General features: G+C 42.1%; 10 protein-coding genes and 4 pseudogenes. 10 read left to right on the forward strand and 4 right to left on the reverse strand.

Going from position 1 to position 15448, the window contains the following annotated elements:
• Positions 1-502 precede the first annotated feature (502 nt).
• Together GA693_RS12695 and GA693_RS12700 are read left to right on the forward strand one after the other, a co-directional pair.
• A complete protein-coding gene (locus GA693_RS12695; protein WP_000678311.1) occupies positions 503-1069 on the forward strand; it encodes a recombinase family protein in 567 nt (188 codons plus the stop codon).
• A 114-nt stretch (positions 1070-1183) separates the two neighbouring features.
• Positions 1184-1504 (forward strand): annotated as a pseudogene (locus tag GA693_RS12700) (chromate resistance protein ChrB domain-containing protein); the annotation flags it as partial.
• 47 nt (positions 1505-1551) lie between these two features.
• Here the strand turns inward: GA693_RS12700 and GA693_RS12705 are convergent.
• Complete coding sequence (locus GA693_RS12705; protein WP_001067858.1) at positions 1552-2256, reverse strand: IS6-like element IS26 family transposase; 705 nt, start codon at positions 2254-2256, stop codon at positions 1552-1554.
• 63 nt (positions 2257-2319) lie between these two features.
• A pseudogene (locus tag GA693_RS14925) lies at positions 2320-2523 on the reverse strand (LysE family translocator); the annotation flags it as partial.
• A 426-nt stretch (positions 2524-2949) separates the two neighbouring features.
• Between GA693_RS14925 and GA693_RS12710 the strand changes: the two are divergent.
• From GA693_RS12710 to aadT, 3 genes are all read left to right on the forward strand, one after another.
• The gene (locus tag GA693_RS12710; protein WP_032073150.1) at positions 2950-4113 is read left to right on the forward strand and encodes an efflux RND transporter periplasmic adaptor subunit; all 1164 of its coding nucleotides are present in this window, start codon (positions 2950-2952) and stop codon (positions 4111-4113) included.
• Entirely contained in the window at positions 4110-7214 is a 3105-nt protein-coding gene (locus tag GA693_RS12715) for a multidrug efflux RND transporter permease subunit (RefSeq protein ID WP_323844239.1), read from the forward strand. The genes GA693_RS12710 and GA693_RS12715 overlap by 4 nt, the downstream gene beginning before the upstream one ends.
• Positions 7215-7340: 126 nt before the next feature.
• Positions 7341-8855, forward strand: a complete 1515-nt coding sequence (gene aadT / locus GA693_RS12720; RefSeq protein WP_099143580.1) for a multidrug efflux MFS transporter AadT — start codon at positions 7341-7343, stop codon at positions 8853-8855.
• A gap of 103 nt (positions 8856-8958) precedes the next feature.
• On the opposite strand, the gene adeS is transcribed toward aadT, so the two are convergent.
• The gene (gene adeS / locus GA693_RS12725; RefSeq protein ID WP_099143579.1) at positions 8959-10074 is read right to left on the reverse strand and encodes a two-component sensor histidine kinase AdeS; all 1116 of its coding nucleotides are present in this window, start codon (positions 10072-10074) and stop codon (positions 8959-8961) included.
• A pseudogene (locus GA693_RS12730) lies at positions 10064-10405 on the reverse strand (winged helix-turn-helix domain-containing protein); the annotation flags it as partial. The gene adeS and the pseudogene GA693_RS12730, both read right to left, overlap by 11 nt.
• Positions 10406-10483: 78 nt before the next feature.
• On the opposite strand from GA693_RS12730, the pseudogene GA693_RS12735 reads away from it, so the two are divergent.
• The 5 genes and pseudogenes from GA693_RS12735 to GA693_RS12755 all read left to right on the forward strand — a co-directional run.
• Positions 10484-11334 (forward strand): annotated as a pseudogene (locus GA693_RS12735) (IS3-like element ISAba14 family transposase); the annotation flags it as partial.
• 85 nt (positions 11335-11419) lie between these two features.
• A protein-coding gene (locus GA693_RS12740) for an IS3-like element ISAba14 family transposase (protein ID WP_223155595.1) occupies positions 11420-12552 on the forward strand; the annotation gives its coding sequence in 2 pieces (ribosomal slippage) (positions 11420-11672 and positions 11672-12552; 1134 coding nt in all).
• Positions 12553-12684: 132 nt separating this feature from the next.
• A complete protein-coding gene (gene aac(3)-IId, locus GA693_RS12745; protein WP_000557454.1) occupies positions 12685-13545 on the forward strand; it encodes an aminoglycoside N-acetyltransferase AAC(3)-IId in 861 nt (286 codons plus the stop codon).
• A gap of 12 nt (positions 13546-13557) precedes the next feature.
• On the forward strand, positions 13558-14100 hold the full coding sequence (locus tag GA693_RS12750) for an AAA family ATPase (protein WP_000587837.1): 543 nt from the start codon (positions 13558-13560) through the stop codon (positions 14098-14100).
• A gap of 590 nt (positions 14101-14690) precedes the next feature.
• Entirely contained in the window at positions 14691-15395 is a 705-nt protein-coding gene (locus tag GA693_RS12755; RefSeq protein ID WP_001067858.1) for an IS6-like element IS26 family transposase, read from the forward strand.
• Positions 15396-15448 lie beyond the last annotated feature (53 nt).

Genomic DNA, 15448 nt, shown 5'->3' on the forward strand with positions numbered 1-15448 from the left:
AAATTGATGCTGATATATAAAGATTTTCTAAAATTAACATAATACACCTTATACGAAATGCGTTCTAATTCTCTTTAGAAATCAATGCTGTAGTTTCTAGTTGATAGCCCATCTACCCCAAGGTGGGCTTTTTTTATGATTTTTCACGTTCCACGCTTATTATTTAATCAAAAGACCTCTTGAGAAAGTATAGTTTTATCTAATTTTTGAATTGGCTAAAACCTCATAGAATATAGCTTTTGGCTGCTTAAAATTTGACTAACGCAAGAATTCTAAAGTTTCTCAACTTTGATTAGCTCAAATAAATACCATTTCTCTTTTTCTAGGTCTCTTTAAATCACGAATTATGTAACTATAGAGTATACCCTAAAGTTACAATCTGAAAGTTCATGAAATTATGTATCATTTAAATGATTTTTAATCATAAGTAACATGTAACTTTAGTGTTAAAGAATTATAATTTACGAAATTGTTCATTTTTATCCAATTGGGGCGTGAAAAAGTGAAAGGCCAAAAAGTAGGGTATGTCCGGGTAAGTTCTGTCGAGCAAAACACTGGACGTCAACTTGAAGGAATTGAGGTCGACCGGATTTTTGTTGACCGTGCTTCAGGTAAAAATACTGACCGACCTAAATTTCAGGAAATGTTGAACTATGTCCGGGAAGGGGACAGGGTGATTGTACATTCAATGGATCGTTTTGCGCGAAGCCTAAAAGATTTGGTCACTGAAGTAGATAAACTGGTCAAACGAGGGATCGCCATCCAGTTTGTAAAAGAAAATATTACTTTTACAGCCGAATCCACCCCGATGGATAATTTGATGCTTCAAATGATGGGTGCTTTTGCACAGTTCGAACGTGAGATCATTTTAGAGCGGCAAAAGGAAGGAATAAAACTCGCCTCTGCTCAGGGGAAGTACAAAGGTCGGGTGCATAAACTAAAGCCTGACCAAGCTGAAGCTTTACGACAAGCATGGAAGGAGGGGAAGTATCCATCGAAAATGGCATTAGGGAAAGCTTTTGGGATTAGTCGTCAGGCGGTATACCGATATTTACAAGTTAGTGAATAGCTTATTGGGATTAGCAAATCTTTTATGACTTTTACATATATTCTTATTAAAGGAAAACTATTTTTAATCTTTTAAAATAGTTATAAGATAAACAAAATTTGTTGATTTTATAACATGAAAATATCATTACTGATCTCATCACTTCCCAGTCAAAGCACAACCGCAAGAATGCGAATTTGGCGTTCATTAAAGTCAAATGGTGCAGCAACTTTAAGAGATGGTGTTTACCTCTTACCCGAAGCACATTCTGAAAAATTTGAGTCTGTTGTTCATGATCATCTTAATGAACATGGGCATGCCTATATCTTTCAGACTGAACCTCCTGCACATTTAGACCTTGCTCAACTTTTCGACAGAACTGGAGAATATGAAGAACTGAGAACTGAAATTTCACAAATACAAAATACGCTTGAGGAAAATAAGAAAAAAGGGCACTGTTGCAAAGTTAGCGATGAGGCAGCCTTTTGTCTTATTCAAAGGCCTTACATTTCAAAAACTCTGCTTACCAGGCGCATTTCGCCCAGGGGATCACCATAATAAAATGCTGAGGCCTGGCCTTTGCGTAGTGCACGCATCACCTCAATACCTTTGATGGTGGCGTAAGCCGTCTTCATGGATTTAAATCCCAGCGTGGCGTTGATTATCCGTTTCAGTTTGCCATGATCGCATTCAATCACGTTGTTCCGGTACTTAATCTGTCGGTGTTCAACGTCAGACGGGCACCGGCCTTCGCGTTTGAGCAGAGCAAGCGCGCGACCATAGGCGGGCGCTTTATCCGTGTTGATGAATCGTGGGATCTGCCACTTCTTCACGTTGTTGAGGATTTTACCCAGAAACCGGTATGCAGCTTTGCTGTTACGACGGGAGGAGAGATAAAAATCGACAGTGCGGCCCCGGCTGTCGACGGCCCGGTACAGATACGCCCAGCGGCCATTGACCTTCACGTAGGTTTCATCCATGTGCCACGGGCAAAGATCGGAAGGGTTACGCCAGTACCAGCGCAGCCGTTTTTCCATTTCAGGCGCATAACGCTGAACCCAGCGGTAAATCGTGGAGTGATCGACATTCACTCCGCGTTCAGCCAGCATCTCCTGCAGCTCACGGTAACTGATGCCGTATTTGCAGTACCAGCGTACGGCCCACAGAATGATGTCACGCTGAAAATGCCGGCCTTTGAATGGGTTCATGTGCAGCTCCATCAGCAAAAGGGGATGATAAGTTTATCACCACCGACTATTTGCAACAGTGCCAGCAATATAATGAATCAATCCATGTGGAATAACAGCTTCACCTATATAGCCAAACAATACGAATAAGATCAACATGGCGAAACCAATGCCTAGGTAAAATCCTATAGTCTTTTTTAATTGACCTGTAAGGCCAGAATTTAGCCCCATAAAATTTACAGGGCCTGGGCTATACATAACGCTTAATGTATAAAGAAATATTTCCACAGAGTTCACTCAATTAGATAGCAATAAACATCAAAGAGAGAACGGTATCGAGTTATAGGCCTTAAAGATTGTACGTTTGTGCTGAACTAATTAAAAATTTCTATTTAACTTATGTTCACCTAAAGTTCACTTCATAAGTGTATAAAGAAACTATGTATTGTATTTTCAATTGCTTATATAAATATTAGTCTTGGTTTAGAATTTTAAAGTTCATGAACTATGAGAAAAAACTAAGATACGATCAAAATTGTAGAACAACAAAATTATTTATACTAATTTACAAGCCACGCTGTTTAAGCGTGTCATTAAAAAATAAATCTTTTAATCTCTCCACACAATCTCCACACAATCTCCACACAACATCAGCAATTCATAAACACTGCTATTTCAAAATAGTAGTATCTAAAACCCCCCCTCTGAAAAAGCATGTCAACACATTATCATTTAATAGGTTCAATACTTATTACAACTGTACTTTTAATCGGCTGTACACAAGCCAAAGATGCTGAACAGTCCCCAACAGAAATGCCACCAGCGGTTGTCAGTACCATCACGGTATTACCGCATTCCATGAATTTAATTGAAAATCTTCCAGGCCGTGTTGTCGCTTACCGTATTGCTGAAATTCGCCCGCAAGTAGGTGGAATTGTTGATAAAGTACTTTTTAAGCAAGGCTCTTATGTGCAAGCAGGTCAACCGCTTTTTAAATTGAATTCTGAAATATTTCAGGCAGATGTAAAAAGCAATCAAGCCACTTTAAACCGTGCACAAGCTGAGGTGACACGTTTGCAGGTGCTGTTAAAACGCTACACTGAATTAGTAAAAGTAAATGCGGTTAGTCAGCAGGAATACAACAATACCGAAGCAGATTATCAAAAAGCAAAAGCCGATGTGGCGCAAATGCAAGCCATGTTAAGCAGACAACAACTTAATCTTAAATATGCGACTGTTACAGCCCCTATCTCGGGAACGATTGGTGAAATCTTAGTGACTGAGGGTGCATTAGTTGGTCAAGGTGATACTAATGCAATGGCCGTAATACAACAGATTAATAAAGTCTATGTTGATGTAAAGCAATCAATTAGTGATTATGAAAAACTACAGGAAGCTTTACAGCAAGGTGACGTGTCAAATACCAAACATACGGTTGAAATCCTAAATAGTCAGGGTAAACCTTATAACGTTACAGGTGAAATCCTATTTTCGGATACTAAAGTTGATCCTGATACGGGTGATGTCACAATCCGTATTTTAGCCAATAATGAAAATCAAAAACTTTTGCCAGGCATGTATGTTCGAGTCAATATGAGCCGAGCTCAAGTTGAAAATGCGCTCCTAGTTCCAGAACAAGCGATTCAACATGATATTAGTGGTAAAGCCAATGTTACGATTGTTAATCAAAAAGGTTTAGCGCAAAGCAAGCCTGTTCAGCTTGGTCAACGTTATCAAAATAACTATGTGATCAAACAAGGGTTACAAGCAGGTGAGAAAGTCATTGTTGAAGGGGCTGATCGTATACAGCCTGAGCAAAAATTAAAAATTAAGCAGTGGCAACCTACAAATATTAAGGAAAATGGAGGACAGCAATAATGTCCCAATTTTTCATTAGGCGTCCTATTTTTGCATGGGTGATTGCTTTATTTATTATTCTGTTGGGTGTACTAAGCATCCCCAAGTTACCTATTGCACGATTCCCAAGTGTTGCGCCACCACAGATTAGTATTACGGCAATCTATCCAGGTGCTACGCCAAAAACATTGAATGATAGTGTTGTGACCTTGATTGAGCGGGAAATGTCAGGTGTCAAGAACTTACTGTATTACAGTTCAAGTTCGGATAGTTCTGGAGAAGCAACAATCACCGCAACCTTTAAACCAGGCACAGATGTAGAACTGGCACAAGTTGATGTACAAAACAAAATTAAAGCCATTGAGTCGCGCCTACCCCAAACAGTTCGACAACAGGGGCTGATGGTTGATGCTGCATCATCTGGTTTTTTAATGATGGTGGGGTTGAGTTCACCAAATGGCAAATATAGTGAAATTGATGTCAGTGACTATATGACTCGCTATGTAATTGAAGAATTAAAACGGGTCGAAGGTGTTGGTAAAGTCCAAAACTTTGGTGCTGAGAAAGCCATGCGAATTTGGGTCGATCCAGACCGCTTGGTCTCTTATGGATTGAGTATTCAAGATGTGAATACAGCCATCCAAAACCAAAACTTGCCGATATCACCGGGTCGTATTGGTGATGTTCCTGCGTTGAAGGGGCAACAAATCACCATTCCTTTGACTGCTCAAGGTCAATTAGAAACTGTAGAGCAATTCAAGAACATTAGTTTACGTGCTCAACAAAATGGTGCCATTGTTCGATTATCGGATGTTGCTCGTGTCGAAATTGGTGCGCAAATGTATAACTTTGCGATTTTAGAAAATGGTAAAGCCTCTACAGCTGTGGCGATACAAATGAGTCCTGGTGCCAATGCTGTTAAGACTGCAGAGGGTGTAAAAGCAAAAATTGAACAATTAAGTCTAGCATTGCCTGATGGTATGAAATTCTCTATACCTTACGACACTGCACCTTTTGTAAAAGTTTCGATTGAAAAAGTAATCATGACATTGCTTGAAGCTATGGCTTTAGTTTTTATTGTCATGTTTATCTTTTTACACAATGTTCGATACACCTTAATTCCGGCGATTGTTGCACCGATTGCATTGCTTGGCACATTCTCAGTCATGCTGCTTGCTGGTTTTTCGATTAATGTGCTGACCATGTTCGGTATGGTGCTTGCGATCGGGATTATTGTCGATGATGCGATTGTGGTCATTGAGAATGTTGAACGCATTATGGCGACAGAAGGCTTATCTCCAGTTGAAGCCACATCTAAAGCCATGAAGGAAATTACCAATCCGATTATTGGCATCACCTTAGTGTTAGCCGCTGTATTCTTGCCGATGGCATTGGCGTCAGGCTCAGTGGGGATTATCTATCGTCAGTTCACCATTACCATGTCGGTTTCAATTTTATTCTCAGCTTTCCTTGCACTGACATTAACCCCTGCGTTATGTGCAACGATGTTAAAACCGATTGATCAAGACCATCAGAAAAAGGGTGTTTTTGCATCGTTTGATCGCAGTTTTGAGAAGCTGAACAATCGCTATGAACGCAGTTTATTTAAAGTAATTAAACATAAAACCCTCGCAATGTTATGTTTCTTAGGCATTGTCATTGTGCTGATTTTTAGTTTTAAACACGTTCCGACTGCGTTTATGCCAGAAGAAGATCAGGGGTGGTTTATGACTTCGATTCAACTTCCTGCGGATGCAACTCAAGAACGTACCCGTAAAGTCGTTGCTGAGTTTCAAAATTATTTAGACCAAGAAACGGGGATTAAAGACAATATGGCGGTCTTAGGTTTTGGTTTTAGTGGATCTGGTCAGAATACAGCGATGTATTTTACCAATCTATTGCCATTCGAAGAGCGTACTATTACGGCACAAGAAGTCGTGAATAATGCCAATATAGCGATGGCTGAAAGTTCAGAAGGTCAAACCATGTCTGTGTTACCACCAGCAATTGATGAATTGGGTAACTCATCTGGTTTTTCACTGAGATTATTAGATCGTGGCAATATTGGCATGCCTGCTTTAAGAGAAGCGCAAGATCAGCTTTTAGCATTAGCAGCACAAAGTAAAATCGTGGCGGAGGTCTATCCTGAAGGTTTGCCAGATGGCAGTTCTGTACAGCTTAAAATTGATAGAGATAAATTGCAGGCATTAGGTGTTAATTTCAGTGATGTGACCGATATTATTTCAACCTCAATGGGTTCGATGTACATCAATGACTTTCCAAATCAAGACCGCATGCAGCAAGTCATAGTGCAGCTTGATTCCAAATCACGCATGAGTATTGAAGATATTCTTCAGATTAAAGTGAACAGTCAAAGCGGTAAATTGGTTTCAATGTCTGAAATAATTACACCCATTTGGCAACATTCACCACAACAATACAATCGTTACAACGGTCGTCCATCATTGAGTATTTCTGGCAGTCCAGCAGCAGGTGTATCTTCAGGACAAGCCATGACTGAGATGGAAAATTTGATTAAACAGCTTCCGAAAGGTGTGGGTTATGAGTGGACTGGGATTTCTCTAGAAGAAAAACAGTCGGAATCACAAACCTTGTTTTTATTACTGTTGTCGATGTTAGTCGTTTTCCTTGTCTTGGCAGCACTTTATGAAAGCTGGTCAATTCCATTCTCTGTGATGCTAGTTGTCCCTCTAGGGTTGATTGGCGCCTTTTTAGCAGTAATGTTACGTGGTATGCCAAATGATATTTTCTTTAAGGTCGGCATGATCACGATTATTGGTCTATCTGCAAAGAATGCCATTTTGATTGTTGAGTTTGCAAAAGCATTAAGAGAAGAAGGAATGGGTTTAGTGGAGGCAACCGTTGCAGCCGCTAAATTGCGCTTACGTCCAATCCTAATGACATCTTTGGCATTTACCTGTGGCGTTATTCCTTTAGTCATTGCCAGTGGCGCTAGTTCTGAAACTCAAAAAGCGATTGGTACAGGCGTCTTTGGCGGCATGATCAGCGCAACAATTCTAGCTGTTATTTTTGTACCGATTTTCTTTATTGTCGTCATGAGCATGGTTGAGAAATTCTCGAAACGTAAAGCGGCACATTAAGCATCAAAACTGAGAATAAAAGCTAAATATAAAAGCTGTGGGTTAACGAGTTTAGCCCACAACAAATCTTTCATTTACATCTTTATTTCAGAATTGATTTAATAAACCATCAATATAGGTTTGATCATGAAAGCTACGAATCTTGATCCGAAACGCTGGTGGATATTGCTCGCTGTCGTGCTTGCATTTCTGCCGATTGTGATTGATATGACTGTACTGCATGTTGCGGTTCCATCATTAACCCAATCATTGAGTGCCTCAAGCAACCAAGTCTTATGGATTATTGATATTTATCCATTACTTATGGCTGGACTTTTAGTTCCGATGGGAACTTTGGCTGATCGTGTCGGCAATCGTAAGATTCTGCTGATTGGCTTGGTTATATTTGGAATTGCCTCAGTCCTTGCGGCATTTTCCCAAACGGCTTCTATGCTGATTGCCGCACGTGCTTTATTAGCATTAGGCGGTGCCATGATTATGCCCTGTGTATTGGGTATTATTCGCAGAACCTTCGAAGACAGTCGCGAACGTGCCATTGCGCTGGGTATTTGGGGCACAATCGGATCAGCCGGTGCCGCCATTGGACCGCTCATTGGTGGTGGATTGTTAGAATATTTCTGGTGGGGTTCAGTTTTCCTCATTAATGTCCCAATCATGTTAGTTGTCGCCCCAATGTGCTATTTCTTATTATCCAAAAATGAAGCTATAACCTCTGGACATTGGGCATTTGGTCAGGCGCTATTGCTAATTTTCGGTTTGGTTTCATTTGTATATGCGCTCAAAGCAGGCTTAGGCGGTAAACAGTCGTTGTTAATTGTCCTTCCTTTAGTCATTTTTTCTATTGGATTATTAACCATATTTGTACGCAAACAGCTGAATTCTCCTCAACCGATGCTAGATCTTTCACTATTTTCACGCCCTGCTATTTTAGCAGGCATTATTATGGCAATGGTTGCTGCAGGCGCTTTGGCAGGTGTGGAATTAACCTTAGCGATGGAGCTGCAATATGTCATTCGTTTAACACCACTACAAGCTGGTCTTTTTATGGTTCCGATTATGGTTGCTGCTGCTATTGGTGGGCCTATTGCTGGATTTTTATCTAATAAATTCGGACTGCGTCTAGTTGCAACATTTTCATTAATATTGGCAGCAATTGCGTTGATCAGTTTGAGTTATTCAGATTTTCATCATCCGGGAATTATTGTTCCCTTTATTTTAGCTTCAATTGGACTCACTCTAAGTATCGGTTTAACAGCTTCATCCATTGCGATCATGGGCTCAGTACCTGCAGAAAAGGGCGGTGCGGCAGGTTCACTTGAAAGTACAGGTTATGAACTGGGTACAGGACTAGGTATTACTTTATTTGGTGTTTTCATGGCCTATATATTTGGCAGTCATCTTCAAGTGCCGTCAGATTTAACTGCTGTTTTAGCAGAAAAAGCCAGACTATCGATTGGTGATACCTATTTAGTGGCGAGCCAGTTACCCGTTGAACAAGGTACAGCATTGATTAACGCAGGTAAAATTGCCTTCAGTTCAGCTCATGTTAATTTATTATTAACAGCAGGGATTATCATCGGCATACTCTCCATTGTGGTATTTTTTATGCTAGCGAAATATCGAGATGAGAATTCATTGTAATGAAATTTATTTGAGGATCATCAAACAGAATGGTTAAGTTCAGACATCAATTTATCTTAAATTTATGGTTTAAATGAAGCCGTATTGATCTGAACTTAACACATTATAAATGAGTTGATGTCTTACGATTTATACGATTTAGTTGAATAGTAAAACAGCTGCCACCTAAGTTTTTGGATTTAGAATAATAAATATGACCTTGGTGTGCTTCAATAATTGCATCAATCACTGCCAAGCCTAATCCAGTACCGCCATCTAGACGTGATCTAGAGTCTTCCAGACGATAGAATGGCTTGAACAGATGTGCAAGATGCGATTCATCAATACCAGGACCTTCATCTTCAAACATTAATAGCCAATGTTCTGCTGTGGCCATCGTTGTAATATTGATTTGTCCAGCATTCGAATATCTTAGAAAATTAGAAAATAATGCAATAAAGACTTGTTCCATCCTTCTTATATCAACGCAAACCAATTTATCCGTCAAATTTAAAATAATAGTTAAACCTTTAACCTGAAACCGTTCATTAAACATCTGCAGACATTTTTCAATACTATCTTTTAAATTGGTCTTTTCTAGTTCTAAACGTAATTGTTTATTTTCAATAAGTGTCAGTGTCCGTAAATCTTCCACAAGGTAAGATAAGCCTTCGACTTGGTTCAATAAGCTTAGGTGTAAAGCTTGATCGGCAATAAATATACCATCGACAATACCTTGCAAGCGACCTTGTAATATTGTCACAGGTGTTCGTAATTCATGTGCAATTGCAGCATTCCAAACAGTTGAATTCTTAACTGATACTTCAAGTTGGTTTGACATTTCATTGAAGTTCTCAATAAGGGACTTGATTTCATGTGGAATATCATGATGTGGCTGTTTAATTCTGAGTGCTAAATTACCTTGTTGAATTTGTTGAATAACATCTGCTAAATCACTAATTGGCTGTGTATAGCGTTTTCCATATTTAAAGGCGAGGATAGTAGAAAGAAAAAAGCCTGTTAATAGCACTAAAAACAGCCAGATAAAGTCAACAGAGGTAACTGAAAATTCATTTGAATTAATAACTTGCGTATTTAGAAAACCTATTTTTATCGCCCAGCTATAAACAAAATAGCCAATCATGAAAGATAACAGCGTAATGCCTAAATTGAGTAGGCTCATCATGATAATAAACTGGAAGTTAATTCCAACTGAATTTTTAAAAAAGTTAAATTTCATGATTTTGATCTAAGCGATACCCCACGCCACGGACATTGATTAATAAGCCATTTACATCATTTTCTTCAAGTTTTTTGCGTAATTTGCTGATATGGCTATCTACAGTGCGATCTAAAGCATCACTTTCAGGCATACAGTTTTGGATCAATTCATTACGTGTAAAGACTTTATTCGGTGTTTTTGCCATCAAAAACAGTATCTTATACTCAGTTAACGTAAGGTTGAGCAACTGATTTCTTTGACCATTTGAAATGTAAACTTGATGATGATCTGGATTAATTTCAATATTTCTATAACGAATAATATTAGTTATTTCCATATTTTGGCTTGTACAGAGATGGATCCGTAAATTTGAACAACTCCTATAAGTGATATTCTGCTCCTCAAATGATGTTATAAACATCAATATATGGAGTATTTTATGGCACGTAGACCAAGAAGAAATCATTCAAATGATTTTAAAGCTAAGGTAGCACTTGCTGCGATTAAAGCAGAAAAAACACTTGCTGAATTGAGTGCTGAGTTTGATGTTCATCAAAACCAAATTATTGACTGGAAAAATCAATTGATCTCAGCTTCCTCGCAAGCTTTCGATCAATCAAAAGCTCCAACAGAACCACCCATCGATCTAAAAAAACTACATGCAAAAATCGGTGAGCAGGCATTAGAAATTGATTTTTTAGAAGGTGTGTTGAAGAAACTGGGCCGCTTCAACCACAAAAGTTAATCGACGACTCACTTCAGATTTCAGTATCTAAGCAAGCTAAGCTGCTGAAAGTCTCCCGTGGTTGTTATTACTATCGCCCAAAACCTGTGAGTGCATCAGATCTGAAGCTGATGCGATGTATTGATGAATTACATATGCAATATCCTTTTGCAGGCAGTCGTATGATGCGTGATTTGTTGAATCGTCAAGGACATCATATAGGACGACGTCATACACGTACTTTAATGAAGAAAATGGGTATTCAGGCGTTATATTGCAAACCAAATTTAAGCCAGGCTAATCAAGCTCACCGTAAATATCCATATCTGCTCAAAGGGTTGGCTATTCAGCGCAGTAATCAAGTGTGGTCTACGGATATAACGTATATCCCTATGGCAAAAGGCTTTGTTTATTTATGTGCTGTGATTGATTGGCATAGCCGCAAGGTACTTGCGCATAGGGTATCGATTAGTATGGAGGTGGATTTTTGTATTTCGGCTTTAAATGAAGCGATTGAAAAATATGGTCGACCTGAAATATTTAATACAGACAGAGATGGATCCGTAAATTTGAACAACTCCTATAAGTGATATTCTGCTCCTCAAATGATGTTATAAACATCAATATATGGAGTATTTTATGGCACGTAGACCAAGAAGAAATCATTCAAATGATTTTAAAGCTAAGGTAGCACTTGCTGCGATTAAAGCAGAAAAAACACTTGCTGAATTGAGTGCTGAGTTTGATGTTCATCAAAACCAAATTATTGACTGGAAAAATCAATTGATCTCAGCTTCCTCGCAAGCTTTCGATCAATCAAAAGCTCCAACAGAACCACCCATCGATCTAAAAAAACTACATGCAAAAATCGGTGAGCAGGCATTAGAAATTGATTTTTTAGAAGGTGTGTTGAAGAAACTGGGCCGCTTCAACCACAAAAGTTAATCGACGACTCACTTCAGATTTCAGTATCTAAGCAAGCTAAGCTGCTGAAAGTCTCCCGTGGTTGTTATTACTATCGCCCAAAACCTGTGAGTGCATCAGATCTGAAGCTGATGCGATGTATTGATGAATTACATATGCAATATCCTTTTGCAGGCAGTCGTATGATGCGTGATTTGTTGAATCGTCAAGGACATCATATAGGACGACGTCATACACGTACTTTAATGAAGAAAATGGGTATTCAGGCGTTATATTGCAAACCAAATTTAAGCCAGGCTAATCAAGCTCACCGTAAATATCCATATCTGCTCAAAGGGTTGGCTATTCAGCGCAGTAATCAAGTGTGGTCTACGGATATAACGTATATCCCTATGGCAAAAGGCTTTGTTTATTTATGTGCTGTGATTGATTGGCATAGCCGCAAGGTACTTGCGCATAGGGTATCGATTAGTATGGAGGTGGATTTTTGTATTTCGGCTTTAAATGAAGCGATTGAAAAATATGGTCGACCTGAAATATTTAATACAGACCAAGGCAGCCAGTTTACCAGTGATGCATTTATTGATGTATTGAAATCAAATGGCATTCAAATCAGTATGGATGGTAAAGGTCGATGGGTAGATAATGTGATGGTTGAACGATTATGGCGGAGCGTTAAATATGAAGAGGTGTATCTCAAAGCTTATAGCAGTGTCACAGATGCGAAAAAGCAATTAAGTGCATATTTTGAGTTTTATAATTTGAAACGACCTCATTCGAGTCTAGACAAAATGACACCAAATGAGTTTTACTATGATCAGCTACCCCAACAAAACAAGGTGGCTTAACTAGAGCGGAATATCACTTATAAATACGCTTTTAGTTGTTCAAACAAGTGGGACCACCTCTATATCTCGATAGGTATAGTAGAGTGATATCTCGATAGGTATAGTGTTTTGCAGTTTAGAGGAGATATCGCGATGCATACGCGGAAGGCAATAACGGAGGCGCTTCAAAAACTCGGAGTCCAAACCGGTGACCTCTTGATGGTGCATGCCTCACTTAAAGCGATTGGTCCGGTCGAAGGAGGAGCGGAGACGGTCGTTGCCGCGTTACGCTCCGCGGTTGGGCCGACTGGCACTGTGATGGGATACGCGTCGTGGGACCGATCACCCTACGAGGAGACTCTGAATGGCGCTCGGCTGGATGACGAAGCCCGCCGTACCTGGCTGCCGTTCGATCCCGCAACAGCCGGGACTTACCGTGGGTTCGGCCTGCTGAATCAATTTCTGGTTCAAGCCCCCGGCGCGCGGCGCAGCGCGCACCCCGATGCATCGATGGTCGCGGTTGGTCCGCTGGCTGAAACGCTGACGGAGCCTCACGAACTCGGTCACGCCTTGGGGGAAGGATCGCCCGTCGAGCGGTTCGTTCGCCTTGGCGGGAAGGCCCTGCTGTTGGGTGCGCCGCTAAACTCCGTTACCGCATTGCACTACGCCGAGGCGGTTGCCGATATCCCCAACAAACGGTGGGTGACGTATGAGATGCCGATGCTTGGAAGAGACGGTGAAGTCGCCTGGAAAACGGCATCGGATTACGATTCAAACGGCATTCTCGATTGCTTTGCTATCGAAGGAAAGCCGGATGCGGTTGAAACTATAGCAAATGCTTACGTGAAGCTCGGTCGCCATCGAGAAGGTGTCGTGGGCTTTGCTCAGTGCTACCTGTTCGACGCGCAGGACATCGTGACGTTCGGCGTCACCTATCTTGAGAAGCATTTCGGAACCACTCCGATCGTGCCTCCGCACGAGGCCGTCGAGCGCTCTTGCGAGCCTTCAGGTTAGAGGCCGTCGACAATGATAATCTGGATCAACGGACCTTTCGGCGCCGGAAAGACGACGCTCGCTAAGCGGCTGCGCGATCGGCGTTCCAAATCGCTGATCTTTGACCCCGAGGAAATCGGGTTCGTGGTGAAAGAAACGGTCCCCATGCCAGCGAGCGGAGACTATCAGGATCTCCCCTTGTGGAGGGGACTTACGATCGCGGCGGTCAGGGAGATTCGAAGGAATTACTCGCAGGACATCATCATCCCAATGACGCTCGTGCACCCGGACTATCTGACTGAGATACTCGACGGGGTAAGGCGGATCGACGATCAGCTGCTGCACATCTTTCTGACGCTCAACGAGGACCTATTGCGTCACCGGATCGCGAACCAGACCATGCATCCTGACCCGAATCGAAATGCGGAGATTCGAGAGTGGCGATTAGCGAATGTCGCCCGATGCTTGGCCGCAAGGGAACGGCTTCCATGCACAACCCGTGTTCTCGATAGTGGTGCACACACCAGCGATGAACTCGCAGCGATGGTGCTCGACGGAATCGATGGGCGCACCTGATCGCCTTCGACGCCTGCGCAAAGCGTAGCGCGAGGGTGGCGGGCTCACGACCAAACGCCCAGAGGTCGATCATCGCAGGGATGTTTGGCTTTGTGGTGCGGACGACGGGACTCGAACCCGTACTCTCACAGAGAAGCAGATTTTCGTACCACCTCGACTTTCGCCGCCGTCTGATGACGTTCGTGGTCTGGACTGTCCCTTCGCCATTGCCCGAAGGCTTTAGGCGCCGCCCGTCCAGTCTCTACACCTTCCCCCGAAGGGGCTTGGCTCGGGATTGGCTTAGGGTATTGCCCGTTAGCGTTCCCCGACTTTGAGCGGTTCTACTCCGCGGATTTCCCCGCGGGCACTCCAATTTTAAAGTCTGCTGCGTCTACCGATTTCGCCACGTCCGCCTTTTTTCGCCGTTCCTAGCGCTCGTGCGATGCACCTATGTTGCACCTAGCGCCGAATCGTTCTTCGTCATCCTGAAAAACCACGTCTCCTAAAGCCTTGCATAGCTTATCTTTTCTCCACCACGAACTTTTTTGGGCACTGTTGCAAATAGTCGGTGGTGATAAACTTATCATCCCCTTTTGCTGATGGAGCTGCACATGAACCCATTCAAAGGCCGGCATTTTCAGCGTGACATCATTCTGTGGGCCGTACGCTGGTACTGCAAATACGGCATCAGTTACCGTGAGCTGCAGGAGATGCTGGCTGAACGCGGAGTGAATGTCGATCACTCCACGATTTACCGCTGGGTTCAGCGTTATGCGCCTGAAATGGAAAAACGGCTGCGCTGGTACTGGCGTAACCCTTCCGATCTTTGCCCGTGGCACATGGATGAAACCTACGTGAAGGTCAATGGCCGCTGGGCGTATCTGTACCGGGCCGTCGACAGCCGGGGCCGCACTGTCGATTTTTATCTCTCCTCCCGTCGTAACAGCAAAGCTGCATACCGGTTTCTGGGTAAAATCCTCAACAACGTGAAGAAGTGGCAGATCCCACGATTCATCAACACGGATAAAGCGCCCGCCTATGGTCGCGCGCTTGCTCTGCTCAAACGCGAAGGCCGGTGCCCGTCTGACGTTGAACACCGACAGATTAAGTACCGGAACAACGTGATTGAATGCGATCATGGCAAACTGAAACGGATAATCAACGCCACGCTGGGATTTAAATCCATGAAGACGGCTTACGCCACCATCAAAGGTATTGAGGTGATGCGTGCACTACGCAAAGGCCAGGCCTCAGCATTTTATTATGGTGATCCCCTGGGCGAAATGCGCCTGGTAAGCAGAGTTTTTGAAATGTAAGGCCTTTGAATAAGACAAAAGGCTGCCTCATCGCTAACTTTGCAACAGTGCCT

This window comes from Acinetobacter indicus (genome assembly GCF_009914475.1).
GTDB lineage: Bacteria > Pseudomonadota > Gammaproteobacteria > Pseudomonadales > Moraxellaceae > Acinetobacter > Acinetobacter indicus.

Excerpts from the sequence above, each read along its gene's own strand:
- GA693_RS12705 (WP_001067858.1), bottom strand. The coding sequence starts at position 2,256 with ATGAACCCATTCAAAGGCCGGCATTTTCAGCGTGACATCATTCTGTGG.
- GA693_RS12710 (WP_032073150.1), top strand. The coding sequence starts at position 2,950 with ATGTCAACACATTATCATTTAATAGGTTCAATACTTATTACAACTGTA.
- aadT (WP_099143580.1), top strand. The coding sequence starts at position 7,341 with ATGAAAGCTACGAATCTTGATCCGAAACGCTGGTGGATATTGCTCGCT.
- adeS (WP_099143579.1), bottom strand. The coding sequence starts at position 10,074 with ATGAAATTTAACTTTTTTAAAAATTCAGTTGGAATTAACTTCCAGTTT.
- GA693_RS12750 (WP_000587837.1), top strand. The coding sequence starts at position 13,558 with ATGATAATCTGGATCAACGGACCTTTCGGCGCCGGAAAGACGACGCTC.
- GA693_RS12755 (WP_001067858.1), top strand. The coding sequence starts at position 14,691 with ATGAACCCATTCAAAGGCCGGCATTTTCAGCGTGACATCATTCTGTGG.